This window comes from Bacillus sp. NPDC094106, from assembly GCF_044764345.1.
Lineage (GTDB): Bacteria > Bacillota > Bacilli > Bacillales > Bacillaceae_G > Bacillus_A.
Window position 1 is genome coordinate 90,513 of record NZ_JBIWHY010000004.1, and the last position, 25,091, is coordinate 115,603.

At 36.4% G+C, this 25,091-nt stretch carries 27 protein-coding genes and 1 pseudogene; 4 read left to right on the forward strand and 24 right to left on the reverse strand.

What is annotated here, in order from left to right; genetic code table 11:
- Window positions 1-16: 16 nt before the first annotated feature.
- Window positions 17-1,255: a DNA polymerase IV gene (locus tag ACIQ7L_RS07175; RefSeq protein WP_400567817.1), complete on the reverse strand. Its 1,239-nt coding sequence runs from the start codon at window positions 1,253-1,255 to the stop codon at window positions 17-19.
- Between the two features lie 162 nt (window positions 1,256-1,417).
- On the opposite strand from ACIQ7L_RS07175, the gene ACIQ7L_RS07180 reads away from it, so the two are divergent.
- Window positions 1,418-1,618, forward strand: a complete 201-nt coding sequence (locus ACIQ7L_RS07180) for a hypothetical protein (protein ID WP_400567819.1) — start codon at window positions 1,418-1,420, stop codon at window positions 1,616-1,618.
- 54 nt (window positions 1,619-1,672) lie between these two features.
- Here ACIQ7L_RS07180 and ACIQ7L_RS07185 read toward each other — a convergent pair whose 3' ends face one another.
- Together ACIQ7L_RS07185 and ACIQ7L_RS07190 are read right to left on the reverse strand one after the other, a co-directional pair.
- Window positions 1,673-2,791, reverse strand: coding sequence for a tripeptidase T (locus ACIQ7L_RS07185; RefSeq protein WP_097896799.1), 1,119 nt, complete (start codon window positions 2,789-2,791; stop codon window positions 1,673-1,675).
- Window positions 2,792-2,917: 126 nt separating this feature from the next.
- A complete protein-coding gene (locus tag ACIQ7L_RS07190) occupies window positions 2,918-3,460 on the reverse strand; it encodes a GNAT family N-acetyltransferase (RefSeq protein WP_400567821.1) in 543 nt (180 codons plus the stop codon).
- Between the two features lie 201 nt (window positions 3,461-3,661).
- On the opposite strand from ACIQ7L_RS07190, the gene prli42 reads away from it, so the two are divergent.
- Window positions 3,662-3,754, forward strand: a complete 93-nt coding sequence (gene prli42 / locus ACIQ7L_RS07195) for a stressosome-associated protein Prli42 (RefSeq protein WP_154724613.1) — start codon at window positions 3,662-3,664, stop codon at window positions 3,752-3,754.
- 117 nt (window positions 3,755-3,871) lie between these two features.
- Here the strand turns inward: prli42 and ACIQ7L_RS07200 are convergent, their stop codons facing one another.
- The 19 genes and pseudogenes from ACIQ7L_RS07200 to ACIQ7L_RS07290 form a co-directional block, all read right to left on the reverse strand.
- Window positions 3,872-4,111 (reverse strand): DUF3894 domain-containing protein, encoded by a 240-nt coding sequence (locus ACIQ7L_RS07200; RefSeq protein WP_400567823.1) that lies wholly within the window; start codon window positions 4,109-4,111, stop codon window positions 3,872-3,874.
- Between the two features lie 62 nt (window positions 4,112-4,173).
- Window positions 4,174-4,731: a L,D-transpeptidase gene (locus ACIQ7L_RS07205; protein WP_400567825.1), complete on the reverse strand. Its 558-nt coding sequence runs from the start codon at window positions 4,729-4,731 to the stop codon at window positions 4,174-4,176.
- Between the two features lie 16 nt (window positions 4,732-4,747).
- Window positions 4,748-5,716 carry an aromatic acid exporter family protein gene (locus ACIQ7L_RS07210; protein WP_400567827.1) on the reverse strand — a complete coding sequence of 323 codons (969 nt, stop codon included), beginning with the start codon at window positions 5,714-5,716 and terminating at the stop codon, window positions 4,748-4,750.
- Between the two features lie 100 nt (window positions 5,717-5,816).
- Window positions 5,817-6,539 (reverse strand): amino acid ABC transporter ATP-binding protein, encoded by a 723-nt coding sequence (locus tag ACIQ7L_RS07215; RefSeq protein WP_400567829.1) that lies wholly within the window; start codon window positions 6,537-6,539, stop codon window positions 5,817-5,819.
- On the reverse strand, window positions 6,532-7,191 hold the full coding sequence (locus ACIQ7L_RS07220) for an amino acid ABC transporter permease (RefSeq protein ID WP_097896804.1): 660 nt from the start codon (window positions 7,189-7,191) through the stop codon (window positions 6,532-6,534). Before ACIQ7L_RS07220 ends, ACIQ7L_RS07215 begins: the two co-directional genes overlap by 8 nt.
- Before the next feature lie 37 nt (window positions 7,192-7,228).
- Entirely contained in the window at window positions 7,229-8,008 is a 780-nt protein-coding gene (locus ACIQ7L_RS07225; RefSeq protein ID WP_097896805.1) for a transporter substrate-binding domain-containing protein, read from the reverse strand.
- A gap of 273 nt (window positions 8,009-8,281) precedes the next feature.
- Entirely contained in the window at window positions 8,282-8,695 is a 414-nt protein-coding gene (locus ACIQ7L_RS07230; RefSeq protein ID WP_335360372.1) for a BrxA/BrxB family bacilliredoxin, read from the reverse strand.
- A 152-nt stretch (window positions 8,696-8,847) separates the two neighbouring features.
- Window positions 8,848-8,979: pseudogene (locus ACIQ7L_RS07235) on the reverse strand (DUF2992 family protein); the annotation flags it as partial.
- A gap of 38 nt (window positions 8,980-9,017) precedes the next feature.
- Entirely contained in the window at window positions 9,018-9,491 is a 474-nt protein-coding gene (locus tag ACIQ7L_RS07240) for an NUDIX hydrolase (protein WP_400567832.1), read from the reverse strand.
- A gap of 79 nt (window positions 9,492-9,570) precedes the next feature.
- Window positions 9,571-10,275, reverse strand: coding sequence for a DUF421 domain-containing protein (locus ACIQ7L_RS07245; RefSeq protein ID WP_400567834.1), 705 nt, complete (start codon window positions 10,273-10,275; stop codon window positions 9,571-9,573).
- A 121-nt stretch (window positions 10,276-10,396) separates the two neighbouring features.
- A complete protein-coding gene (locus ACIQ7L_RS07250) occupies window positions 10,397-11,575 on the reverse strand; it encodes an FtsW/RodA/SpoVE family cell cycle protein (protein ID WP_400567836.1) in 1,179 nt (392 codons plus the stop codon).
- Between the two features lie 545 nt (window positions 11,576-12,120).
- Window positions 12,121-13,443 carry a dihydrolipoamide acetyltransferase family protein gene (locus ACIQ7L_RS07255; RefSeq protein ID WP_400567838.1) on the reverse strand — a complete coding sequence of 441 codons (1,323 nt, stop codon included), beginning with the start codon at window positions 13,441-13,443 and terminating at the stop codon, window positions 12,121-12,123.
- Window positions 13,444-13,458: 15 nt separating this feature from the next.
- A complete protein-coding gene (gene bfmBAB / locus ACIQ7L_RS07260; RefSeq protein WP_097896812.1) occupies window positions 13,459-14,442 on the reverse strand; it encodes a 3-methyl-2-oxobutanoate dehydrogenase subunit beta in 984 nt (327 codons plus the stop codon).
- A gap of 13 nt (window positions 14,443-14,455) precedes the next feature.
- Entirely contained in the window at window positions 14,456-15,457 is a 1,002-nt protein-coding gene (bfmBAA, locus tag ACIQ7L_RS07265; RefSeq protein ID WP_400567839.1) for a 3-methyl-2-oxobutanoate dehydrogenase subunit alpha, read from the reverse strand.
- A gap of 27 nt (window positions 15,458-15,484) precedes the next feature.
- A complete protein-coding gene (gene lpdA / locus ACIQ7L_RS07270) occupies window positions 15,485-16,906 on the reverse strand; it encodes a dihydrolipoyl dehydrogenase (RefSeq protein WP_400567841.1) in 1,422 nt (473 codons plus the stop codon).
- Window positions 16,907-16,910: 4 nt separating this feature from the next.
- Window positions 16,911-18,014: a butyrate kinase gene (gene buk / locus ACIQ7L_RS07275; protein ID WP_400567843.1), complete on the reverse strand. Its 1,104-nt coding sequence runs from the start codon at window positions 18,012-18,014 to the stop codon at window positions 16,911-16,913.
- Between the two features lie 88 nt (window positions 18,015-18,102).
- Window positions 18,103-19,203, reverse strand: coding sequence for a leucine dehydrogenase (locus ACIQ7L_RS07280; RefSeq protein ID WP_400567845.1), 1,101 nt, complete (start codon window positions 19,201-19,203; stop codon window positions 18,103-18,105).
- A 35-nt stretch (window positions 19,204-19,238) separates the two neighbouring features.
- Window positions 19,239-20,138, reverse strand: a complete 900-nt coding sequence (yqiS, locus tag ACIQ7L_RS07285; protein ID WP_400567847.1) for a phosphate butyryltransferase — start codon at window positions 20,136-20,138, stop codon at window positions 19,239-19,241.
- Between the two features lie 196 nt (window positions 20,139-20,334).
- Window positions 20,335-22,407, reverse strand: coding sequence for a sigma 54-interacting transcriptional regulator (locus tag ACIQ7L_RS07290; RefSeq protein ID WP_400567848.1), 2,073 nt, complete (start codon window positions 22,405-22,407; stop codon window positions 20,335-20,337).
- 138 nt (window positions 22,408-22,545) lie between these two features.
- Between ACIQ7L_RS07290 and ACIQ7L_RS07295 the strand changes: the two genes are divergently transcribed.
- Window positions 22,546-22,779: a DUF2627 domain-containing protein gene (locus ACIQ7L_RS07295; RefSeq protein WP_097896819.1), complete on the forward strand. Its 234-nt coding sequence runs from the start codon at window positions 22,546-22,548 to the stop codon at window positions 22,777-22,779.
- Between the two features lie 34 nt (window positions 22,780-22,813).
- Here ACIQ7L_RS07295 and ACIQ7L_RS07300 read toward each other — a convergent pair whose 3' ends face one another.
- Complete coding sequence (locus ACIQ7L_RS07300; protein ID WP_400567850.1) at window positions 22,814-23,542, reverse strand: glycerophosphodiester phosphodiesterase; 729 nt, start codon at window positions 23,540-23,542, stop codon at window positions 22,814-22,816.
- Window positions 23,543-23,592: 50 nt separating this feature from the next.
- On the opposite strand from ACIQ7L_RS07300, the gene ACIQ7L_RS07305 reads away from it, so the two are divergent.
- Window positions 23,593-23,739, forward strand: coding sequence for a YycC family protein (locus ACIQ7L_RS07305; protein WP_042979757.1), 147 nt, complete (start codon window positions 23,593-23,595; stop codon window positions 23,737-23,739).
- Between the two features lie 341 nt (window positions 23,740-24,080).
- On the opposite strand, the gene spo0A is transcribed toward ACIQ7L_RS07305, so the two are convergent.
- Entirely contained in the window at window positions 24,081-24,875 is a 795-nt protein-coding gene (gene spo0A, locus ACIQ7L_RS07310) for a sporulation transcription factor Spo0A (RefSeq protein WP_097896821.1), read from the reverse strand.
- Window positions 24,876-25,091 lie beyond the last annotated feature (216 nt).

A 25,091-nucleotide genomic window follows, 5' to 3' on the forward strand; every position in this document is an offset into this window, starting at 1 on the left:
ACTACCATGACACTTTTTACATAAATTTATTCTCTAATTTCTGCTGAAATGATTTCTCCTGCTTTCGAAATAATTGACTCCCTCTTTGCAAAATTGGGGTTCCATATTTATCATTAATCTGGTCAATTACAGCTAATAATGGCTCTTCTTTCGCATCTTCTTCAAATGAAAATAAATCTAGTTGTTTAATTGATTCCGTTTTCCATTCTAGTTCGGTAGCTGTAACACCAAGAAGTCGAATTGGATCTCCATCCCAATGCCCTTTCCATAAGCGTGAGGCCGCTTGAAAAATATCACGTTCTTCCCAAATTGCATTTTTTAATTGCTTACTCCGCGTTACTGTACGCCGATCGTAGTATTTGATCATAATTTGGATGTTATAGCTGACAAGGGTACGTTTTTGTAGCCTTTTGCTAACTGATTTCGATAATCGCTCTAACATATCAAGCAATTCCTTCTCTTCATCCATATCCTTCGAAAATGTCGTTGAGTTTCCAATGCTTTTATGCTGCCCCATTTGATTTGGATCGACTTCCCTATCATCCATACCTTTTGCTCGTTTTTGTAAATCAACACCATGCTTTCCTATTTTCGCACGAATCACATGCTCTTCTCCATTTACTAACTGACCAATTGTATGTATATGAATTTCTTTTAGTTTTTCCGCTGTTTTCTCACCAATTCCATGCATTGCTTCAACAGGACGCGGCCAAAGTAGCTCCTGAATATCTCGTTTCCGGAACACGGTAATACCCAGCGGTTTTTTCATATCTGACGCTGTTTTTGCGAGAAAAAGATTAGGAGCTATTCCAATACTACACGGTAGTTGTAGCTCCGTTAATAACGCTTGCTGAATCATCTTAGCAATCTCAAGGGGAGATCCTAATCCATAACAATCTGTTATATCTAAATAACCCTCATCTATAGAAACAGGCTGTATCTTCTCAGTAAAACGTGAAAGAATTTGAAACATCTCAAATGACGCCTCGCGATATAATTTGAAATTTGGGTGCTTCACAATTAATCCTGGGCATAATCGTTTCGCTTCCCAAAGTGGCATTGTTGTTCGTACCCCGTATTCTCTTGCTTCATAGCTGCATGTTACAATGATTCCTTTTCGCTCTTTTTCATTTCCTGCAACTGCTAATGGCTTTCCTTTTAACGATGGATCACGCGCAATTTCAACTGATGCAAAAAAACAATTCATATCAACATGTAGAATGACACGACCGTTTTTTGGATACATTTCTTTCATGTTTTTCACCCCTAATAAAAAAGAACATTTGTTCTAATTTTTATTATATCAAATTTCATGGAAACAGTGGAGCTTTTCAAATATAAAAACACGTTCTTTCCAATTATATTTTTTGATATACTCAAATTAAGTATGGATAATTATGTAAAAGGAGAGAGTAAGATGAAAAGCCATAATAAACTCAATTACACATTCCTAGTTATTATATTGATTATTGCTATTAACTATTTAATACTTCCAATTTTTAACATTAATTCCGCTGCACTTCTACCTCACACAGTACACGTCGCAACAACATATATACTTCCATGGATTTTTTTATATTGGTTCATTCGCCTTGTGAAGGCAATTGAATCTAAATGAAAAAGAGCGTGTAAACCTACTATAGGTTACACGCTCCCTTAATATTACTTACAATTATTTTGCTACCTCTTCAATAATTGCCACAACTAATTCAGCTGTTTTTGCTAATTCTTCAACAGGAATCTTTTCATTTGTTGTATGAATTTCTTCATAACCAACTGCTAAGTTTACTGTTGGAATACCATGCCCAGCAATTACGTTTGCATCACTTCCGCCACCACTTTGGTGAAGAGAAGGCGTACGACCAATTTTTTCAGCTGCACGTTTTGCAACTTCTACAACATGATCCCCATCAGCAAATTTAAATCCAGGATACATAACTTTTACTTCAACATCTGCTTGACCGCCCATTTCTTTTGCAGTTGTTTCAAATGCTTCTTTCATTTTGGCAACTTGCTCTTGCATTTTTTCATCTATTAAAGAACGAGCTTCTGCAAAAATTTGTACATGATCACAAACGATATTTGTTTGTGTACCACCTTCGAAACGACCGATGTTTGCAGTTGTTTCAGAATCAATACGACCAAGTGGCATTTTTGCAATTGCTTTTGCTGCGATTGTAATTGCGGATACACCTTTTTCTGGTGCTACACCAGCATGAGCTGTTTTCCCGCGAATAATGGCATTCACTTTCGCTTGCGTTGGAGCAGCAACTACGATTTCGCCAACTTTTCCATCGCTATCTAATGCATAACCGTATTTTGCTGTAATACGCTCACGGTCTAATGCTTTCGCACCAACAAGACCAGATTCTTCACCAACTGTAATAATAAATTCGATTTTTCCATGAGGAATGTTTTTCTCTTTTAAAACGCGAATTGCTTCAAACATAGATGCTAATCCAGCTTTATCATCTGATCCTAGAATTGTAGTACCATCTGATACGATATAACCATCTTTAATAGAAGGCTTAATTCCTTTACCAGGAACTACTGTATCCATATGAGAAGTGAAGTAAATTGTGTCTACACCTTCTTTTGTTGCTGGTAAAGTACAAATTAAGTTACCTGCACCATGTCCAGTCACACCCATTGTGTCATCTTCAAATACTTCAACACCTAAAGCAGTAAATTTCTCTGTTAACACTTTACAAATTTCTGCTTCGTATTTTGTTTCAGAATCTACTTGCACTAACTCCATAAATTCATTTACTAAACGTTCTTGATTAATCATCAGAATACGCCTCCTGCACTGCGTTAAGTATGTAACAACATTTATTATAACAGAATTTCGTAAAACTTTCGAAAGACAAGACAAAAAACAGATAGTTCACACATCTAGATAACGATCTGTTTTCCTCTACTCATTTAAAAGCACCCAGCGCATATGGTCTTCCCAAATCCCATTCACCATTAACATTTTCCGAGACACACCTTCATATTGAAAACCAATCTTCGTTACAACTTGTATAGATGCTAAATTACGAGGCATAATCGGTGCTTCTATACGATGTAAATGGAATTCTTGAAAAGCAACATCAATTGCTTTTCTAAGCGCTTCTGTTGTATATCCTTTATTTAATTCATCTTTATCCAGCTTATAACCAAGAACACAAGACTGATAAATCCCACGCACAATTAAACTGAAAGAAATACAACCAATAATATTTGAATCATCACCTTTTTTAAAAATCCATAATCGAATTATTTTTCCTTCTGCAAACTCTTTTTTATCTTTTTGCAAACGTTTCTTTTGATAATCTAATGTAAAAAAATCATCTGGTCGATATTCTTCCCATGCTTTTAAAAACTCACGATTTTTGTCGTAATATTGAAGAACTTGTTCTGCATACGACTCATCAATTTCTCTCAATTGCAAACGCTCTGTTTCGTATATTCTCATCATCGTATCTCCATTCTTCAGCTTGCAAAACTTTTTAAAAGACAAAAAAACTTACTTTCCATCTTGTTTATATTCTCTATACATTTCGAATTTTCCTGTTCCATTTTAGATACACTTCTCGCATTTTGTTCATACTCTCCCCTTGTCCCTGCTTTCATTTCTCGTTACAATGAAGTTGTAACGATTGCAAGGAGGCTCGATATGAATAAAAAAACACAAAAAATAATGGTATATATCATGCTAATTTCCATGCTTGTAACAACATTACTTGCTGGTGCAAGTATGTTTTGGTAAAAAGGACGACATGTTCGTCCTTTTTTTACTTCCTACACGCATACACAAACAGGCTGTTTATTCTCCTAGATAGAAAATAAACAGCCTGTTCAATCACAACCAATACATCATGTACATCTATTTTATGACGAATAAAATCGCTACAATACTAAATGAAAATACCATCATAAGAGCCATCACAAAGCTGGTATAATGTTTCTCTTGGAACGCCCCAATTACAAAGGTTACATTCAGCAATACCATAAATATAATTGATACAAAAAAAGAGCATATATTAAAAATTGCCAATATGAAAGTAACAATGAATAAAAAGCCAACCAAAAATTGCATATAAGAAATCTTTGAATTCAAATGCATATAAGCAAGCCCTTTCTTATCGTCTTTGTATATTCTCATTAACGCATGAATATGTACACATGTCAAGACAAGTTAAATGTGAGAAAAAGCCACTTTGTGTTGACTTTTTCATAAACAATTGCTCCTTTTTCTTTTGCAAGCTGCTCAAATGTGCTTTTTGATTTCACAATCCACACCTTTGTTCCGATTGGAATACGGTCAAATAAATATTCCACATCTTGTTTCTTCATCCGTATACATCCTTGTGAAATATATTTTCCAATTGAACTTGGTTGGTTTGTGCCATGAATACCATACTTACTACCATCAGTCCCCCACGCGTTAAAACCCATCCATCTAGATCCAAGTGGATTTTTTGGCGATCCACCGGGGATATTCTTCGCAATATAATAAGGGTTCTTCGCTTTCATTACAATATCAAAAGTCCCTTCTGGCGTTAACTCATTTGTTTTTCCCGTCGCGACAGGGAAAACATTTTGAATCTTTCCATCATTAATATAAGCAAGCTTATTTGTCTCTTTATTTACAATAATAAAGGGATCTCCAGCGCGTGGATTATCACCAAGAGGCCAAATAGGTGAAAGAGAAACAAATAATAATAAAGACAGAAGATACGACATAAGTACTTCCTACCTTCTATATAAGTTCTTTTATATTATCCTTTCCCTTAAAACGACTTTTAATAAGTAAATATTGCTCCATTTCATACACAAGTTGAACAAGTTTGGCACGCATTTCAAATTCTTCTCGTGTTTTCGGAAGAGGCATCTCTCTAAAAATCTCTCTCATTTCTTGTAATTGTCTAAGTGAAATAAGCCCCGTACTCTCTGGACGAATCGAATTCCCCACATTTGTAATCACTTCCGCAATCATATCAGCCTGCTCATATGACCATGATAAGGAAGCTGCCAATGGCATAATTCTTTCTAAAATCTCAAATTGTTGCATGCGCATATCAAAATACCGATAATAATAGTCATCTTCTCTCATAAATTGATTTTCAAGCTTTTTAAAGGATAAATCCTTCGCTTGTTTCAATATCTCCTCTGTTTCAATTAATTCTTTTCCATCCCAAGTGCTATCTCGATTCCGCAAATAGGCCGCCATCTCATATAAAATCTTCTTAAAATTTACTTCCACTTGTTCCTGATACCTTGTTAATTTCTTTTCCGCACTTGGCATATACATATTCACTAATAAAGCTACACTAATTCCGATTGTTATAACTGCAACTTCATTTCCAATCGCTGACCATGTAATATATTTTAATGAATATAAATGCATAACAATAACAGAACTTGTAACAATCCCTTCTTGAATTTTACACATAACAGCTGTCGGGATAAAGGTAAGCAGTAGCAAGCTAATTGCAAATGGTGTATAACCAATTGTTTCAAAAATACAAAACGAAAACACCATTGATAATAAACACGCTAAAAATCGGTGCAAAGAGACTTGCAGTGATTTTCGCTTCGTATTCTGCACACATAAAATAACTAAGATCCCCGCAGAACTATAAAATTCTAATCCTAAAAGCTGCGCCATAAAGACTGCTATCCCTGTTCCGACTGCTGTTTTCACTGTACGGTATCCAATTCTAAACATATCACTACTCCTATATGTATAAATGTATTTACAATAAGTATAAAAAAAAGGATGACAAACTGTCATCCTTTTCCCTTATTATTCACTTAATTTTTATATGTTACAATATTTTTTGTAAAAATTCTTGTGCTCGTTCGCTCTTTGGGCTTGTAAAAAACTGCTCTGGATTCGCGTCTTCAACTAGTTTCCCAGCATCTAAGAAAAGTACACGATCGGCTACTTCTCTCGCAAAACCCATCTCATGGGTTACAATCGCCATTGTCATTCCAGTAGTCACTAAAGATTTCATTACTTCTAGTACTTCTTTTACCATCTCAGGATCAAGCGCAGACGTCGGTTCATCAAATAGCATGACTTCCGGCTCCATAGCAAGCGCTCTCGCAATGGCTACACGTTGTTTTTGTCCACCTGAAAGACGATTTGGATATGCATCCTTTTTATCCAATAGTCCTACTTTTTCAAGTAGTTCCTTCGCTTTATTCTCTGCATCTTGTTTTGCTATCCCTTTTACATTTACAGGTGCATACGTAATATTTTCTAACACCGTCATATGAGGAAATAAATGAAAATGCTGAAACACCATCCCTACATTTTCACGAACACTCATAATATTTGTTCTTGGATTTGTCACTTCTTCATTACCAATCCAGATTTGACCACTTGTCGGTGTTTCTAGTACATTCATACAACGTAAAAATGTTGATTTTCCCGATCCTGATGGTCCCACAATTGCAACAACCTCTCCCTTCTCAATCGTTGTTGTAATCCCTTTTAATACTTCATTCTGTTCAAATGTTTTATGAAGGTTTTCAATTTTAATCACTTTTCTTCATTCTCCCTTCAATTGCTTTCCCAATCACTGTAAGAATAATCACTAGAATATAGTAAACAAGTCCGACAAATAGTAACGGTTCAAGGTACTTAAATGTTTCACCGCCTACAATATACGCACGGCGCATTAAGTCTGTAGCACCAATTACTGTCACTACTGCCGATTCTTTTGTAAGTGTTGCAAATTCGTTCACAAGTGCTGGTAAAATATTTTTTAATGCTTGTGGCAAAATAATATTTCGCATCATTTTTCCATATGGAACACCTAGTGCCATCGCAGCTTCTGTCTGTCCTTTATCAACTGCTTGAATCCCTGCACGTATTATCTCTGACATATATGCACCCGAATTTAAACTAAATGCAAGTACTGCTGCTAAAAAGGCTGGTATATCATATCCAGTCATTTGCGGAACACCGAAATAAATAATCATTAATTGCAAGACAAGTGGTGTACCACGAAATATCGATGTATATAAATCAGCAGCGATATTTAAAACTCTTATTCTAGCAATTTTACAAAGTGCCAATAACGTTCCTAACACAAAACCAGCCAAAGCAGATACAGCTACAATTTTTAATGTTACTTCTAAACCTTTTAATATATATGGTATCGACGGAGTAATTGCCGAAAAATCTAGATTCATCTTTTGTCATTCCTCTCACAGAAAATAGAAAGGCAGCTTATTTCTCGCTGCCAAACCATTTCTTCACTAATTTATCCATCTCGCCATTCTCTTGCATTTTTTTAATCACTTTATTAAATTCCGCTGTTTTATCACTGTTTTTTGGAAGGGCAATTGCTGCTCCTACTTCTTCCGGAGCTTCTTGAATCTCAATTCCTTGTAAATCTTTCATCTTTTCTAAATAATTTTTAGCAACTGTATCTTCTAAAATAGCAGCATCAAAACGTCCCGCTTGAATTTCCTGCACAACTTCTGGTATACGGTCACGCCCCTCTGTCTGGAAGTTCACTTGCTTTTTAAATTCATTTGCTTTTTCTTCTTGAATAGAACCTGTTTGTACCCCCACTTTTTTATCTTTTAAATCTTGTAATGACTTAATGCCAGAATCTTTTTTCGAAATGATCATATTTTTAGCAACAAAATAAATATCTGTAAAATCTGCATTTTCCTTACGTTTTGGAGTAGGTGTCATACCAGCCATAACAAAATCAACTTTTCCTGAGCTAAGTGATGCTAGTAATCCCCCAAAATCCATATCTTTCACTTTCACTTCATAACCAAGTTCTTTTCCAATATATTTTGCAATATCTATATCAAAACCAATAATTGCGTCACTTTTTGAAGCTTCTACATATTCATACGGTTTATAATCCGCTGAAGTCCCCATAACAAGTACTTTTTTGTTTGTATTCGCTTCTTTTGTTTCTCCCTTACTACAAGCACTAAACATACTTACGATTAAAATAAGTGCAAATGAAATAGATAATAACTTCTTCATGTTTCTTCCCCCTAATAATGTATATTTAAAAGTTTTATAGAATTTTTATTCGTTACCCGTATTGTAACAGTGTTTTTATTTTTATGCAATAAATAAAATAAAAATAAATTAAAAATTCCACAAAAACTATAATAACAGCCTTTTAAATGTATAAAACATTGCATAAAATAAACATCTTATACATATTCCCTCATCATACAAAATGAAAGAGTAACGAAAACAAAAAAACGGTATGCACATTTTCACATGTACATACCGTTTTTTATCACTTTATTATAGTTCTTCACAATGCTCTTCAAAATACGATTGTAATTTTGCAATAACTTGCATTGGTTCATGTCCTTCAATTTCATGGCGTTCGACCATCGTTACAATTTTTCCATCTTTTAATAATGCAAAAGATGGGGATGAAGGTGGATATCCTTCAAAATATTCTCGTGCACGTGCCGTTGCCTCTTTATCCTGCCCTGCGAATACTGTTACAAGATGATCTGGACGTTTATCATAGTGTACAGAATGTGCAGCAGCAGGACGAGCAATACCACCTGCACAACCACATACTGAGTTTACCATTACAAGTGTTGTACCCTCTTTTTTAAATACTTCATCAACCGCTTCAGGTGTTGTTAATTCTGTATATCCAGCAGACACGATTTCTTCGCGCGCTTGACGAACAACATCATTCATAAAAAAATTAAAGTTAACCAAGGTTTTCCCTCCTCTAAATCTACCTATTTGTATCTTACCAGTAACCGTTTCAGAAATACAAGTAAACTTACTTGTTTTCTTTCTAAATATAAACAAAAAAATCTTAGAGCAAGAGCTCTAAGATTTTTTTCTTAATGACCACGATGCTTTCGCTTTGCTTTTTGCACTTTAATAAGACGTTTTTTCTGCTTTTCTGCTTCACGTTGCTCCTTAGCATGCACTCGTTTCTCTTGTTTATGCAATTCGTATGATAAACGAATTGCTTACCAACCGGAACTGTGATTTTGCATTTCTATAGCTATTATATACTATTACTACTTCCTTTTTCTATTTTCTCATATGTTTCAATCATTTTTTTATGTGATCCCACAATATAGTCAGGAAGCTCTGTTATCGAAAAAAACTTAAGTGCGACTGCTTCTTCCTTATTTATAGACAAAGCGCCTTCATACTCATTTGTATAATAGGCTGCCGTGACTGATTGGAACTCGTCACCATTTGCTAATTTTGTAAAGTAGTTAGCCCCAGAGAACACATTAATTAAACGTAAATTTTTCACATGAATTCCTGCTTCTTCATACACTTCACGGTAGGCTGTTTCTTCTGGCGATTCACCAAGCTCCATTAAGCCGCCAAGCAATCCCCATTTTCCATACGGTTCTGTTCGTTGTTGTAATAAAACATGTCCATCTTCATTTAATACGAGAACAACAGCACCAACCAAAATTAAAGGGCGATGACCAACTACTTTTCGTAATTCTTCTACATATCCCATCGAAACAAACCCTTCTTTTTTTATTTCGTTGTCCACACTATTGTATCATATGCACAAAATGGTAAAATGCGTATTCATTTCATTTTTTTAACAAAATATTTATTTTTTCCACTTCATCTATCGTTGCTAATTGAATCAATTCAATTGATGCTTTTTTTGATAATTCCTCTTTTGCCCATGTTTCCGTTTTCCCCAATAAAGTGAGCACATCCTTTTGAATTTTCCCGTCTTTTACAAGAATAAAGGAAATAGGTGATTTTTTACCAGCTACTTTCATATCCAGCCGAGATATCGTCTCATATTCTGGATACTGAAACACCGAGATGGCACCACTTGCCTCCCATAATGCTAATTTTATCGTTTCAACATCACTAACATTTTGCAAGCGTAGTTCAGAGAATAAATACTCTACTGTAATTCTTGCTTTTTTCAAATTACTAAAATCAATTAATCCATTATGTATAAGGATAATGGGCGATGGTTCTAAAAAACGTCTCCATCGATCCCATTTCAACGTTACAACCGAACTTACAATATGAAGAGCAATGAGCATAAACGTCGTAATCATCGATCCAAGTAAACCGACTTTTTCATCAGATAGCGCGTTAGAAAGATTTCCTTCCAACAATAGCACTAATACGACATCTAAAAAACGAAGCTGTGCAATGGAGCGTTGTCCCATTGCTTTAGCAACAAAAATTAAAAAAATATACGCTATTATAGCTCGAATCACCCATTCTATAATAGAAAGATGATGTGTTCCTTCAAAAATATGCATATGCATGACTCCGCCCCCCTAAATCATCACAACTACAACATTTTCTTTAGTTTGTGATGATTTAAGACATATATGTAAAAAAGCTGATTCGTTTGAGAACGAATCAGCTTTTTTTACTAAACAGGCTTTACTTAACTGAAAACATATACTTTTTATATGTTTTCCGTACCGATAAGACGAGTCCCATCATCATCATATTTGAAAACAAGGAACTTCCCCCATATGATAGAAACGGAAGTGCAATCCCTTTTACAGGCATCAATCCAACAATCATACCGATGTTTTGGAAGATTTGCAATGTTAAAATTCCAATTATTCCCGCACAAATCAATGTCCCAAATAGATTATCTGCTGAATATCCAATGATAATTGTACGATAAAGAAGTAAAAGAAACATAAACACAACAAGAGCAGCAACTAAAAATCCACCTTCTTCAGCAATTGTAGCAAAAATGAAATCGGTGTGTTTTTCTGGGATATAGACGTTTCCGTATCCAAACCCTTTACCGTCCATTCCCCCACTACCAACAGCTAAAATAGATTGCTGTGTTTGATAACCTTGATCCACATGTTCAAATGGATCGAGCCAACCCAAAATTCGTGATTGTTGGTGAGGCTTTAATAAAGTAACTAACTTATTGAAGAAAAAATCTGGATATTTTACGTATATAAATATTAACGCAGATAATATAGCTCCCGGAATCACTGTACATAGCGCGATTAATTTCTTCTGAACACCAGACATAAAAATGATACATGCAATCGCTGCTGCATATAAGAAAACCATCCCTGTATCTGGCTGACTATATACAATCGCCATTGGTGGAAGCGATACTAACATGACCTTTCCTACTAATATTAAATCTGTTTGAAATGTACGTACCATATATTTTGCATTATGTTTTACTGCTAAACTTGCGACTAACATGACCAATGCAATTTTGAAAAACTCTGATGGCTGGATAGCTCCAATTGCTGGAAACCTATACCATCTTTTTGCACCTAATATTTCTGGTGTCAAACTTGAAACGGGTAATATCTTCAGTATGATAATCGAAGCAAATGTAACAATATAAAACGGCCAAGATAATTTTTGTAATTGATCTAAATCAATGCTTGCAACAAGAAGTAACAGTACAGTACCTATTATATAGTTAACGCCTTGTTTCAGAGCAAAATTTTCCGCTCCATATTGACCTGTTTGCTGACTGCTATATATAGCAGCTATACTCGTGACACATAATACACACAAAATTAAAATCAATTTTACATCTAAACTCTTTAGAAACTCCGTACTTCTCTTCATGACATCCTCCTGAAACATTGTTACGGCAAAATAAAAAACCAGGAGTCAACACTCTTCATGTTTTGACGACTGATTGCACATAATCTATAAAACACTTATATAGAATAACTTTCTTTTTCATACAATACAATATATTATACTACAGTTTCTTCAGTAAGATTTGCCAAAAAATTATTCTTTTCTTATTTTATATCTATATACCAGATATCAGCAATGTATTTTCGTAAATTCATAATACATTGTATTTCATTGTCAGATTACTGGGAAAATGTTTATTTTTATGTGGGCTATATAAATCCATTTTAATTTTTCGACATCTAAATCTCTGCTATGTAGGATAAAAAGTAACCTGCACTCGTTTACTCTTTCTGTTTTTACTTCGCATGTGGCAGAAAAAGGCCCTGACCGCTTCTATGCATAGCCAGATGCTCTCTCCCACCTAAAAAGAGGGGTTTTATGTCGGTTTTTTAATTGATGTATATATAGAAAATAGAAGACATGAATCTTTTAAAGAATATAAAAAGCTCGCAAAAGCGAGCTTTTTATTAATATACAGATGTATTATCCGCTGATACATTTTCAAGAATTTCTTTTACGCGTCCTAAGAACTTACCGCAAATCAAGCCATCAAGTACGCGGTGGTCAAGTGATAGACATAGGTTAACCATATCACGTGCACCAAACATACCGTTATCCATAATCACTGGACGTTTTACAATAGACTCTACTTGTAAAATAGCAGCTTGTGGATGGTTAATAATGCCCATAGATTGAACAGAACCAAATGATCCTGTGTTATTAATTGTGAAGGTACCACCTTGCATTTCGTCCGCTTTTAATGATTTTGTACGGACTTTTCCTGCAAGCTCTGTAATTTCACGAGCGATTCCTTTAATTGTTTTTTCATCTGCTTGTTTAATAACTGGTACAAATAATTCATCTTCCGTTGCAACCGCGATAGAAAGATTGATATCTTTCTTCTGAACGATTTTATCACCAGCCCACATTGAGTTAATTTGTGGGTATTCTTTTAAAGCTTGTGCAACTGCTTTTACGAAGAATGCAAAGAATGTTAAGTTGAAACCTTCACGTTTTTTGAATTCACCTTTGATTGAGTTACGATATGACACAAGATTCGTCACATCTACTTCGATCATCATCCAAGCGTGAGGTGCTTCATGCTTACTGCGTAACATATTTGCAGCAATTGCTTTACGCACACCTGTTACCGGAATTTCGATATCACCAGGTACTGTCGGTACAGAAACTGGTTTTACCGCTTCTGTTTTTGGTGCTGCCGTTGCTGGCACAGCTGGTTTCGACGCTTCCTGAGGTGCCTGCATAGATACAACTGCTTCTTCTTTCTTCGCACCTGCTAGTGGAATATTTCCAGATTCCACTAATTTCAAAATATCTTTACGTGTAATACGGCCATTTGCTCCCGTACCTTCTACTAAATTCAAATCAATATTATGCTCACCTGCAAGTTTTAATACAGCTGGTGAAAAACGTGGTTTTCCATCAGTTGGTTGCTTCACTTTTGGTGCTTTTTCAGTTGAAGCCACTGCTGCTTTTGGTTCCTCTTTTGTTTTCTCTTCTACAGCGGTCGCAGCTACTTCATCTGCGCCTTCTACTTGAATCACACAAACGATTTCACCTACAGCAAGTGTATCGCCTTCAGCAGCGACTAATTCCTTTACAATTCCAGTGAAAGAAGATGGTACTTCTGCATTCACTTTATCAGTCATTACTTCTGCAAGCGGATCATATTTATTTACATGATCGCCAACATTTACGAGCCATTTACTAATTGTACCCTCTGTAACGCTCTCCCCGAGCTGAGGCATTGTAATATTTTCTACAGCCATGTATAGTCCCCCCGATTAAAATTCCGCAAGTTCACGCATTGCTTTTTCCACTTTATCTGGATTTACCATAAAGAATTTTTCCATTGTTGGTGCATATGGCATTGCTGGAACGTCTGGGCCTGCAAGACGTGCAATTGGTGCATCTAAATCGAATAAGCAATTTTCAGCGATAATAGCTGCTACTTCACTCATGATGCTTCCTTCTTTATTATCTTCTGTTACAAGAAGAACCTTACCTGTTTTTGAAGCTGCTTCAATAATTGCTTCTTTATCTAATGGATACACAGTACGTAAGTCAAGAATGTGTGCAGAAATGCCATCTTGTGCTAACTTTTCAGCTGCTTGAAGAGCAAAGTGAACACATAATCCGTATGTGATAACGGTAATATCATCACCTTCACGTTTTACATCTGCTTTTCCAATTGGTAATACGTAGTCATCTTCCGGCACTTCACCTTTAATAAGACGATATGCACGTTTATGTTCAAAGAATAGCACTGGATCTTCATCACGAATTGCTGCTTTTAATAATCCTTTTGCATCATACGGTGTTGAAGGAATAACAATTTTCAAACCAGGTTGATTTGCAAATAATGCTTCTACTGATTGTGAATGATATAAAGCACCGTGAACACCGCCACCAAATGGTGCACGCACAGTAATTGGACAAGTCCAGTCGTTATTAGAACGGTAACGAATTTTCGCTGCTTCAGAAACAATTTGGTTCACTGCTGGCATAATAAAATCAGCAAATTGCATTTCAGCAATTGGACGCATACCATACATTGCTGCTCCGATTGCTACCCCTGCAATTGCAGATTCTGCAAGTGGTGTATCAAGCGCACGGTCTTCACCAAATTGATCATATAATCCCGTCGTCGCTTTAAATACGCCACCTTTTTTACCAACGTCTTCTCCTAATACAAATACTTTCTCATCGCGTTCCATTTCCTCGCGCATTGCTAATGTAATCGCGTCAATATAAGACATTACAGCCATGAAACGTTCCCCCCTATTCTGCGTATACGTGCTTCAATGCATCTTCAGGTGCTGCATACGGAGCATTTTCTGCATATTCTGTTGCTTCATTTACGATATGCATAATTTCGTCTAACATTTGTTTTTCAGATTCCTCTGTTAACACGCCAATTTCTTTCAAATAAGCGGCAAATGTAAAGATTGAATCTTTTTTCTTTGCTTCTTCTACTTCTTCTTTATCACGATATACACGATCATCGTCATCACTAGAGTGTGCTGTTAAACGATATGATACTGTTTCAATTAAAGTTGGACCTTCTCCTCGGCGACCACGATCAGCTGCTTCTTTTACAGCTTTATATACTGCAAGTGGATCATTTCCGTCTACTGTGTATCCTGGCATACCGTAACCAATTGCACGATCTGATACATTCTTACATGCTAATTGCTTTTCAACAGGAATAGAAATTGCATATTTGTTATTCTCACACATGAAAATAACAGGCAATTTGTGTACGCCAGCAAAGTTCGCACCTTCGTGGAAGTCACCTTGGTTAGAAGAACCTTCACCGAATGTTACAAACGTTACTAAATCTTTCTTTTCCATCTTTCCAGCTAACGCAATACCAACCGCATGTGGTACTTGCGTTGTAACTGGTGATGAACCTGTCACAATACGGTTTTTCTTCTGACCGAAGTGACCAGGCATTTGACGACCACCTGAGTTTGGATCTCCCGCTTTTGCAAATCCAGAAAGCATAAGCTCTTCTGCTGTCATACCGGACGCTAATACTACACCCATGTCACGATAGTATGGCAACACGTAATCTTTCTCACGATCAAGTGCAAATGCTGCTCCAACTTGGGCAGCTTCTTGTCCTTGACAAGAAATTACAAATGGAATTTTCCCTGCACGGTTTAATAACCACATACGTTCGTCAATTTTACGTGCAAGCAACATCGTACGATACATTTCTAATACTTGCTCATCACTTAAGCCAAGTTCTTCATGGCGTTTTTCTTTTACTTCTGCCATTTTTCATAACCTCCTAAATCCACATTTTTATGCGTGTAACGCTCTCCCATCTACCGCTAATGCAGCTTCACCAATCGCTTCTGATAATGATGGATGTGGATGAATTGTATGTGCCACTTCCCAAGGTGTTGCATCAAGCACTCTTGCAAGACCTGCTTCAGAAATCATATCTGTTACATGTGGGCCAATCATATGGACACCAAGAATATCATTTGTTTCTTCATCAACTACAAGTTTCACAAAACCATCTGATTCTCCATATACAAGTGCTTTTCCGATGGCACGGAATGAGAACTTACCTACTTTTAACTTATAGCCTTTTTCTTTTGCTTCTTGTTCTGTTAAACCAACAGAAGCTACTTCTGGACTACTATATACACATTTCGATACCATAGAGTAATCAATTGGCATAACTTTTTTTCCAGCAATATGCTCCACTGCAACAATACCTTCATGAGAAGCAACGTGTGCAAGTTGTAAGCCGCCAATTACATCACCAATTGCGTAAATATGTGATTCTTTCGTTTGATAAAACTCATTTGTTTGAATGTATCCTTTTTCCACAATAATATCTGTATTCTCTAAACCGATATTTTGCGTATTTGCTTGTCTTCCGACAGATACAAGCATTTTTTCTGCTTTAAACTCTTTATTTTCACCATTATGCTCTGCTTGAATCGTTACCCCATTATCTTTTACCAATGTTTCTGGTAATACTTTCGCACCTGTCACCACTTTAATACCTTTTTTCTTCAAGAGACGTTGCATCTCTTTTGAAACATCTTGATCTTCAAGTGGTAAAACATGTTTTGCGTATTCTAATACAGTAACTTCTACACCGAAGTCAGCAAGCATCGATGCCCATTCAATTCCTATTACACCGCCGCCGACAATAATAATAGAATTAGGAAGCACTTCCATTTTTAAAGCATGATCCGAAGACATAACATATTCTCCATCTAATTCTAATCCCGGTAATGAATTAGGACGAGAACCTGTCGCAATCAGAACATTTTTTGGAATAAGCATTTCATTCTCTTCTCCACTTGCAAGCTCAACTGAAATTGTACCTGGCATTGGAGAGAAGATAGATGGTCCAAGAATTCGGCCGATACCTTCAAACACATCAATTTTACCTTGCTTCATTAAATGTTGAACGCCTTTATGAAGCTGAGTTACAATTTTTTCTTTACGCTCTTGCACTTTTGCGAAATTTAATTCCACATTACTTGCTACAACGCCAAACTCTTCTCCCTTTTTTGCAGTTGCATATACTTCTGCACTACGCAAAAGAGCTTTACTAGGAATACAACCTTTGTGTAAACAAGTGCCGCCAAGATTATCTTTTTCAACAAGTGCTGTTTTTAACCCTAATTGTGATGCACGAATAGCAGCAACATATCCACCTGTACCGCCGCCAACGATGACTAAATCATATTCTTTTGCCATTCTCTCAACCCCTAGCTACCGTTTCTTTTTCTCGTACAACATACTCTTTTGGAGCTTCTTCTTCTCGTAATACACGAAGTGCTCCTTCTGCTAATGCTTGTAATTCATCTTCTCCAGGATGCACAATGACATCTGCAATCCAATGCACACGCTCTTTTATTTCATCAACAAGAATCTTGCTATACGCAAGTCCTCCCGTTAAAATAATAGCATCTATTTTCCCATGAAGAACAGTACTAGCTCCACCGATTTCTTTAGCAACTTGATATGCCATTGCTTTATAAATAAGAGTCGCCTCAGGATCACCTTTCTCAACCATGTTTTCGACCTTAATTGCGTCGTTTGTACCAATGAGACTCACTAATCCACCTTGTCCAACAATCTTTTTCATCATTTCATCGCGGTAATAATCACCAGAGAAACACATTTCTATTAATTGACCAACTGGTACTGTTCCAGCACGTTCTGGACTAAATGGACCTTCTCCATTTAAACCATTATTTACATCAATGACTTTTCCATTTTTATGAGCACCAACTGTAATTCCGCCGCCCATATGGGCAATTAATAGATTTAAATCTTCATATTTGTGGCCTAGTTCTACTGCAACTTTACGCGCCACCGCTTTTTGGTTTAACGCATGAAAGATACTTTTTCGCTCCATACCCGAAATTCCGCTAATGCGAGCGATTGGCTCCATTTCATCCACAACAACTGGATCGACAATGAATGCTGGAATGTTTAATCCAGAAGCAATTTCATACGCCAAAATACCTCCAAGGTTTGAAGCGTGATGTCCACTATATCCATTTTTCAAATCTTCTAACATTGCTTCGTTCACTGTATACGTGCCGCCTTCAATCGGACGAAGTAATCCTCCGCGTCCGCAAACAGCATTTAATTTTGAAATATTGATGCCATGAGAATGTAGAACTTCCAAAATTGTTTCTTTTCGAAATTCATATTGATCAATAATTCGTTTGTATTTCCCAATTTTTTCTTCATCATGACGAATAGTTTCTTCTAAAACAGGCCTCTCGTTATCAAAAACACCTATTTTTGTGGATGTACTACCCGGATTAATAACAAGAATTCGATTTAAGGACAATGTTGCTACCTCCACCTATAAATTCAAAAGGCAGTGGAAACCTCATAAGAGGTAACCACAGCTTTTGTAGAAGTTGTATATGAAAGGATTAGCGACGGCTAATAATGTCATGACCGTTGCGTAAGTACGTGCTGCGAGTATTTTTTAAGCTTGCAATACGTTCTTCAGCTAGACGATCTGCTGCCACATAAGTCGGTACACCATCACGTTTTGAAATTTCAATTACTTTTGCAATTGTGTCATAAATAGACTCTACACGTTTTAGTGCACGTTCTCTATTGTATCCATATAATTCATCCGCTACGTTAATTACGCCGCCTGCATTAATTACATAGTCTGGTGCGTATACAATACCCATTTCATGGATTGTATCACCGTGACAATCTTCTTTTAATTGGTTATTTGCAGAACCTGCGATTACTTTTGCTTTAAATTGTGGAATTGTTTCGTCATTGATTGTTGCACCTAATGCACATGGTGCATAAATATCACACTCTACACCATAAATTTCATTTGGCTCAACTGCTGCTGCACCGAATTCTTCTACTGCACGTTGTACCGCTTCTTTATTAATGTCTGTAACAATTAATTGTGCGCCTTCAGCGTGTAAATGTTTACATAAGTGATACGCTACGTTACCAACACCTTGAACAGCAATTACTTTACCTTCTAAGCTATCTGTACCAAATGCTTCTTTTGCAGCTGCTTTCATACCACGGTAAACACCATATGCAGTTACTGGAGATGGGTTACCAGAAGAACCGAATGAAGGTGAAATACCTGTTACAAAGTCAGTTTCTTCATGGATAATATCCATATCATCAACTGTTGTACCAACATCTTCTGCAGTAATATAGCGACCGTTTAACCCTTGAATGTAGCGTCCTAGTGCTCGGAACATTGCCTCGCTTTTATCTTTACGTGGATCGCCGATAATAACTGTTTTTGCACCACCTAGGTTTAAACCAGCTGCTGCATTTTTATATGTCATCCCTTTTGCAAGACGCAGAGCATCCTCAATCGCCGCTTCTTCAGAATCATATGTCCACATTCTTGTTCCGCCAAGGGCTGGTCCAAGCGTTGTGTCATGAATTGCAATAATTGCTTTTAAGCCAGATTCTTTATCTTGACAAAATACCACTTGCTCATAATCATATTTTTCTAAGTATTCGAAGATTTCTAATGCCATTGTCATTTCCCCCTATTTGTTTTACCCTTTTTGGTTTATTTAGAAGCAGTCGCAACTGCCAAAGCTAATGAATATACTTTTGTTTCCGCTGAATCAGCACGAGATGTTAACACAATCGGTGCCTTCGCGCCTGCAATCATCGCTCCTACATTTGCATTTGCAAAATATACGAGTGATTTATATAGCACATTTCCAGCTTCAATCGTTGGGACGAGTAAAATATCTGCCTTACCTGCTACATCACTTACTATGCCTTTATGCTCTGCTGCAATTTGTGATACAGCATTATCTAAAGCAAGCGGTCCATCAACAATACAATCTTTAATTTGTCCGCGGCGATTCATTTGTGTTAGCATCGCTGCATCAATTGTTGCTTGCATTGCTGGATTAATAACTTCTACCGCTGCAATCGGAGCTACTTTTGGCAATTCAATACCTATTGCCCGGGCAACTTCCACAGTATTTTGTATAATAGCAGCTTTTTGTCCTACATCAGGTGCAATATTCATCGCTGCATCTGTGACAAAAATAAAGCGATCATAATTTGGAACTTCAAACGCTGCAACATGCGAAAGTACACCGCCCTTACGAAGCCCCCACTCTTTATTTAACACTGCTTTTAAAATACTTGCTGTTGGGATGTTCCCTTTCATAAGTACATCTGCTTCACCATTTCTTACAGCTTTAACAGAAAGTTCCGCAGCTTCGCTACTTGATGTTGCCGCAATCACTTGGATATGTTCTGAAGCTTGTAAGCCATGTTCTTGTAGCATACCCATAATTTTTTCTTGATTTCCATATAGACGAAATTGAGCTAACTGTAATTGAATTGCTTTCGCTACTGCTTCAATTACTTCATGATCTTCAGCTACTGCTACAGCCACAGTTTTATTCGGCTGTCCTGCTACTCGATCAATTAGTTGTTTTAACTTCATATTTTGTAATCAACCCTTTCCGTCGTCCCTCGTCTATTCTAATAAGCAAATACCGTGCCAACTTTTTAAAGTGGTCATACCAATTATGAAAACGCATACAAAACGCGATAAAATCAACACTTTATAAATTCATAGAATATTCCGTCTTAAATTGTCACCTTTTGTATACCATGCAATAAATTGCACGGTACGCAATTTATTGCATGCTATTTTTTGCGCATTCAAACTTCTCTAACTTGTAATATAAATTTCGAACCGAAATTCCTAAGGCTTTTGCTGTTTTTGTTTTATTTCCTTCAAATTTCTCTAAATATTCATGAATGATATTCCCTTCAAATTCCGTGATCAAATGATCCAGAGATTTTTCTTCTAATTCTGGTAGTAAACTGCTTACTTTTAAATCCATCTGATCTTCTTTATGTAAAGGAGGTAAATGATGTACATCAATATACGCTTCGTTATAATTCATAAAAATAATAGCCCGTCCCAAAATATTCTCAAGTTCCCTAACATTTCCCGGCCAATCATACGATTGCAAGTACTCAATCGCAGATTTCGTTAATCCTTCTACATTACGACCGTAATCTTGGTTAATTTTTTGAATCAATCGTTCTGATATAACAGCAATATCCTCTTTCCGTTGACGAAGAGATGGAATTTGAATCGGAATTTTATTTAAGCGATAATATAAGTCCTCTCGAAATTCCCCTTTCAAAATTGCTTTTTCTAAATTTACATGTGTCGCCGCAATAACTCGGACGTTAATAGGAATCGCTTTCGTTCCGCCTACTTTTACAATTTCTTTCTCTTGTAGTACACGTAGTAACTTCGCTTGCGTACTGGCAGATAACTCACCAATTTCATCTAAAAAAATGCTCCCATTGTTCGCTTCCTCAAAGAATCCGCGTTTACCGCCTCTTCTTGCACCAGAAAACGCACCTTCTTCATAACCGAACAGTTCACTTTCTAATAAATTTTCAGAGATAGCAGCACAGTTTACACGAACAAACTTATTATATTTTCGATTGCTCCCATTATGAATAGCGTGTGCAAATAACTCTTTACCAGTCCCTGACTCTCCGCGAAGCAATACTGTCGCTGGTGTATTCGCTCCGAGCTTCGCTTGTTCTATTGCCGCCATCGTTTCATCAGATGTTCCTACAATATCATCAAAAGAATATTTCGCTTCTAGCGTCCGAATAATTTGTCGCGCCCGATTTAATTCATGCGTTAACTTCCGAATTTCTGACACATCACGAATAACACCAACACTTCCCTTCAATATGCCATCCACAATAACCGGTGCAACATTTACAATAACATCACGTTTTTTCTGACCAATTTTCATATGAATTCCTCGCACTGCTCTACGCGTCCGAAGCACTTTCATATGCATACTTTCGCCCTCTACAATATCAGTCGTCGCAGGTTTCCCAATAATGTCATCCTCTGAAAGACCAGTTAATTTCGTGTAAGCAGGATTTATAACAAGACCTCTTCCCTTCTCATCTACAACAGAAATCGCTTCTTCAGACGACTGAATAATCGCTTCCAGTAAAGTTTGAATTTCTTTTAGATCCGTAACTTCTTCTGCTAAATCTACAACTTCTGTAATATCTTTAAAGATTGCAAACGCCCCTTGAACCTCTCCATCTTCTTTTAAGATAGGAATGCGCGTTGTAATAATCTTCTTTCCATTATCCAATGTAAGTTCCTGATTTATTTCCAATTGCTTCGTTCGCACAATCCGAAGTAACTTACTCGTTGGAATAACTTCTAAAATATATTTCCCTATTGCTTCCCCCGTTTTATAGCCCGTCATTCGCGCTGCACTTTTATTAAACAACTTTATAGTTCCATCTTTATCAACAACAATCATACCGTCATGTGTAGAATTTAAGATTAAATCTCCTTGCTGCGTTTGTTCTTTCAGCTTTTCAATTAAATCTTCTTTCTCATACGCCAATTTCGTAACAATTTTCGCAATATCTCCTGGTATAAGAAGTGTATTTTCATGTTTTTTCGCTAAGAGGACTTTATGTAAATGATAATCACCCGTCATATCAAACATCACATCAAGATTCGCTTCAAGAAACGGCGTTATATCATCTCCAGTTGCAATATTTTGTTCTTTTGCAAGCTGCAATCCCTTTGCCTTTGGGTTTATATCAATTATCCCTATAATTTTAAATATATTTGAACTTTGCAACAAACTAAGAAGCGTACTTCCACCTTCGCCCGCCCCAATAATTAATACCTTTTGTTTCATACATTGCACTTCCTCTCGAAGTATCTCTGCAAATTTTTTCACACCTTTATCTTACTCGTTCAGCAACTTCTTGACAAATCACCTTTCCATATCACATCATTTAATATATACAAAATTATCTGAAAAGGAGCGTTATCTATGCAGCGTTACCTTGCCCTTCTACTAGCACTTATTCCTATTTCATTAGCCGTGCTAGGTATCAAATTAATGAGAGATACTGTATTCGGCATTCTTTTCTCTCCAATCCCTGTATTATGGCTACAATTTTTGATTGGTGCATTCTGCTTTGCAATCGGTTTTTATATCTTTGGGGGCTTCGTTTTACATCGTGATCGGAAACGAAATAAAGTACAAGCCCGATTCAAAAGATAAAAAACAAAAAATGAGGCCTCTCTTATGAAAGGTCTCATTTTTTTACTTGTAATAACGCTCTAGCTGTTTCCGGGTAATCAGTAATAATAGCTGATATATTCATATCAAAATACTTACGTATAACTGTTTCATCATTAATTGTATACGGCCGGACATCCACTCCGCACTCCATTGTTAGTTCTGCAATTGCATCTTGAAGATAGCGATAGTTCGGATGAACCCCAGTAGCCCCCATTTTTTGCGCATATGCCCACGGGCTATGTAACCCTTCTCGATATAAAATGGCTGTCTGAATATCTGGCGCCATCATATGGCACTTTTTCATACTATAATGATTAAACGAAGAGAAAATCACTCGTTCTTCCAAATTAAACTTCCGCACAAGAGTAATCACTTCTTCTTCTAAACCTCGATATGGAATTTTATTATTTTTTAATTCAATATTGAGCAATAATTGATTGGACTGTAACCACTCCAACACTTCTTTTAATAAAGGAATATGGCAAAATCCTACTTTTTCACCAAACTTATAACTCGCATCTAACTTCCGCAAATCTTCATACAAATAATTCCGGACCTCACCTTTTCCATTTGTTGTCCGGTTAACCGTTTCATCATGAATCACAACAATTTTTCCATCCTTCGTTAATTGAACATCTAATTCAATCCCGTCTGCTTGAAAAGATTCCGCAGCTTCGAATGAAATCATTGTATTTTCCGGATACGTCCCCGCCGCACCGCGGTGTGCAAATATAAGAGTCATCCTCACTCCCCCATTCTTATGCTATACTATACGAAAAAGGAGGTACTTCTATGAGACCATTACAAATTTCTCCAGATACTGCAATTCGTCTATCAAAGGCTCTAGGTGTTCCGCTTGAACAGCTTATGCATATGCCACAACATATTTTAATTCAAAAATTAGTTGAATTAGAAAAACAAAATAAAGATGAAGAATAATATAGTCCTGTTTTGCAGGGCTTTTTATTATCCTCAATTTATTCCTTTTTAATTCATTTTATCACTGAGCAATTTCACTTAAATTGGCAATGTTAAAGCCAGTAAGATATTCTCTCTATACTCCTTTTTCTATTTTCTAAAAAGATACCTCTCTTTCCCCTCTTATTTCCAGCACAACGCAATAAAAACCTCCTATCTATCAGACTAAGCTCTTCAATCTAATAAATAAAAGGTTTTAAAATTAGCTGCCAATGAATTATGTACTTTATTGCCTGCGTACATAATTCATTGGCTATTGCATTTTGTTATGAAATACGCTTAACACCCTGCTATATCAACATTTACGAAGCCTTATGTTCAAGCCTTAACTTATCCGCAACCATTGCGATGAATTCTGAATTCGTAGGTTTTGCTTTTGACATGGATACCGTATAACCAAATAAGGACGAGATAGAATCAATATTCCCACGGCTCCACGCTACTTCAATCGCATGGCGAATTGCACGTTCTACACGGCTTGCTGTTGTATTATATTTTTTTGCGATATCTGGGTATAATACTTTCGTAATAGACCCAAGTAGTTCGATATCATTGTATACCATAGAAATCGCCTCTCGTAAATACATGTATCCTTTAATATGAGCAGGTACACCAATTTCGTGAATAATGCTTGTAATACTTGCATCTAGATTCTTCGGTTTTCCATCTACTGTTGTTGCTGATCGGAAAGATGGTAGTGGACGTTTAATTGTAGCATTCGTTTTACCGCTTACTTGACGAATGTGGCTCGTTAAATTCTCCATATCAAATGGTTTTAATATGAAATAAGAAGCACCTAAATCAACTGCTTTTTTTGTCACATCTTCTTGTCCAAATGCTGTTAACATAATGACATTTGGTTGTTTCAATCGTTCGATATGTCGCATTTTCTCTAATACTGCTAACCCATCTAAATGTGGCATAATAATATCTAAAACGAGTACATCAGGTTGTTTTTCTTTTAATAAGTTTAAACACTCTTGGCCATTATAAGCAGTACCAATTACCTCCATATCATCCTGAGCAGCAACATAACTTTCTAACATTGATACCAACTCTTTATTATCATCCACAAGACATACTTTAATTTTCTCCACAGCTTTTCCTCCCTTACCGAATCGATTCTCCCGACATGTGTAAGCTTCTAGGCTACATGAATTGTTCGACAATTGTGTGAAATTTCCCTTTTAAAGTTTCTTAATTTCCGATAAAATCACAAAAAAATATGTTTATCGTTCATTTATTTTCTTTCGTACTACATTCCATCATAGAATTACAACGAAACGTTCACTCTTTTCTTTTATTTTACAACA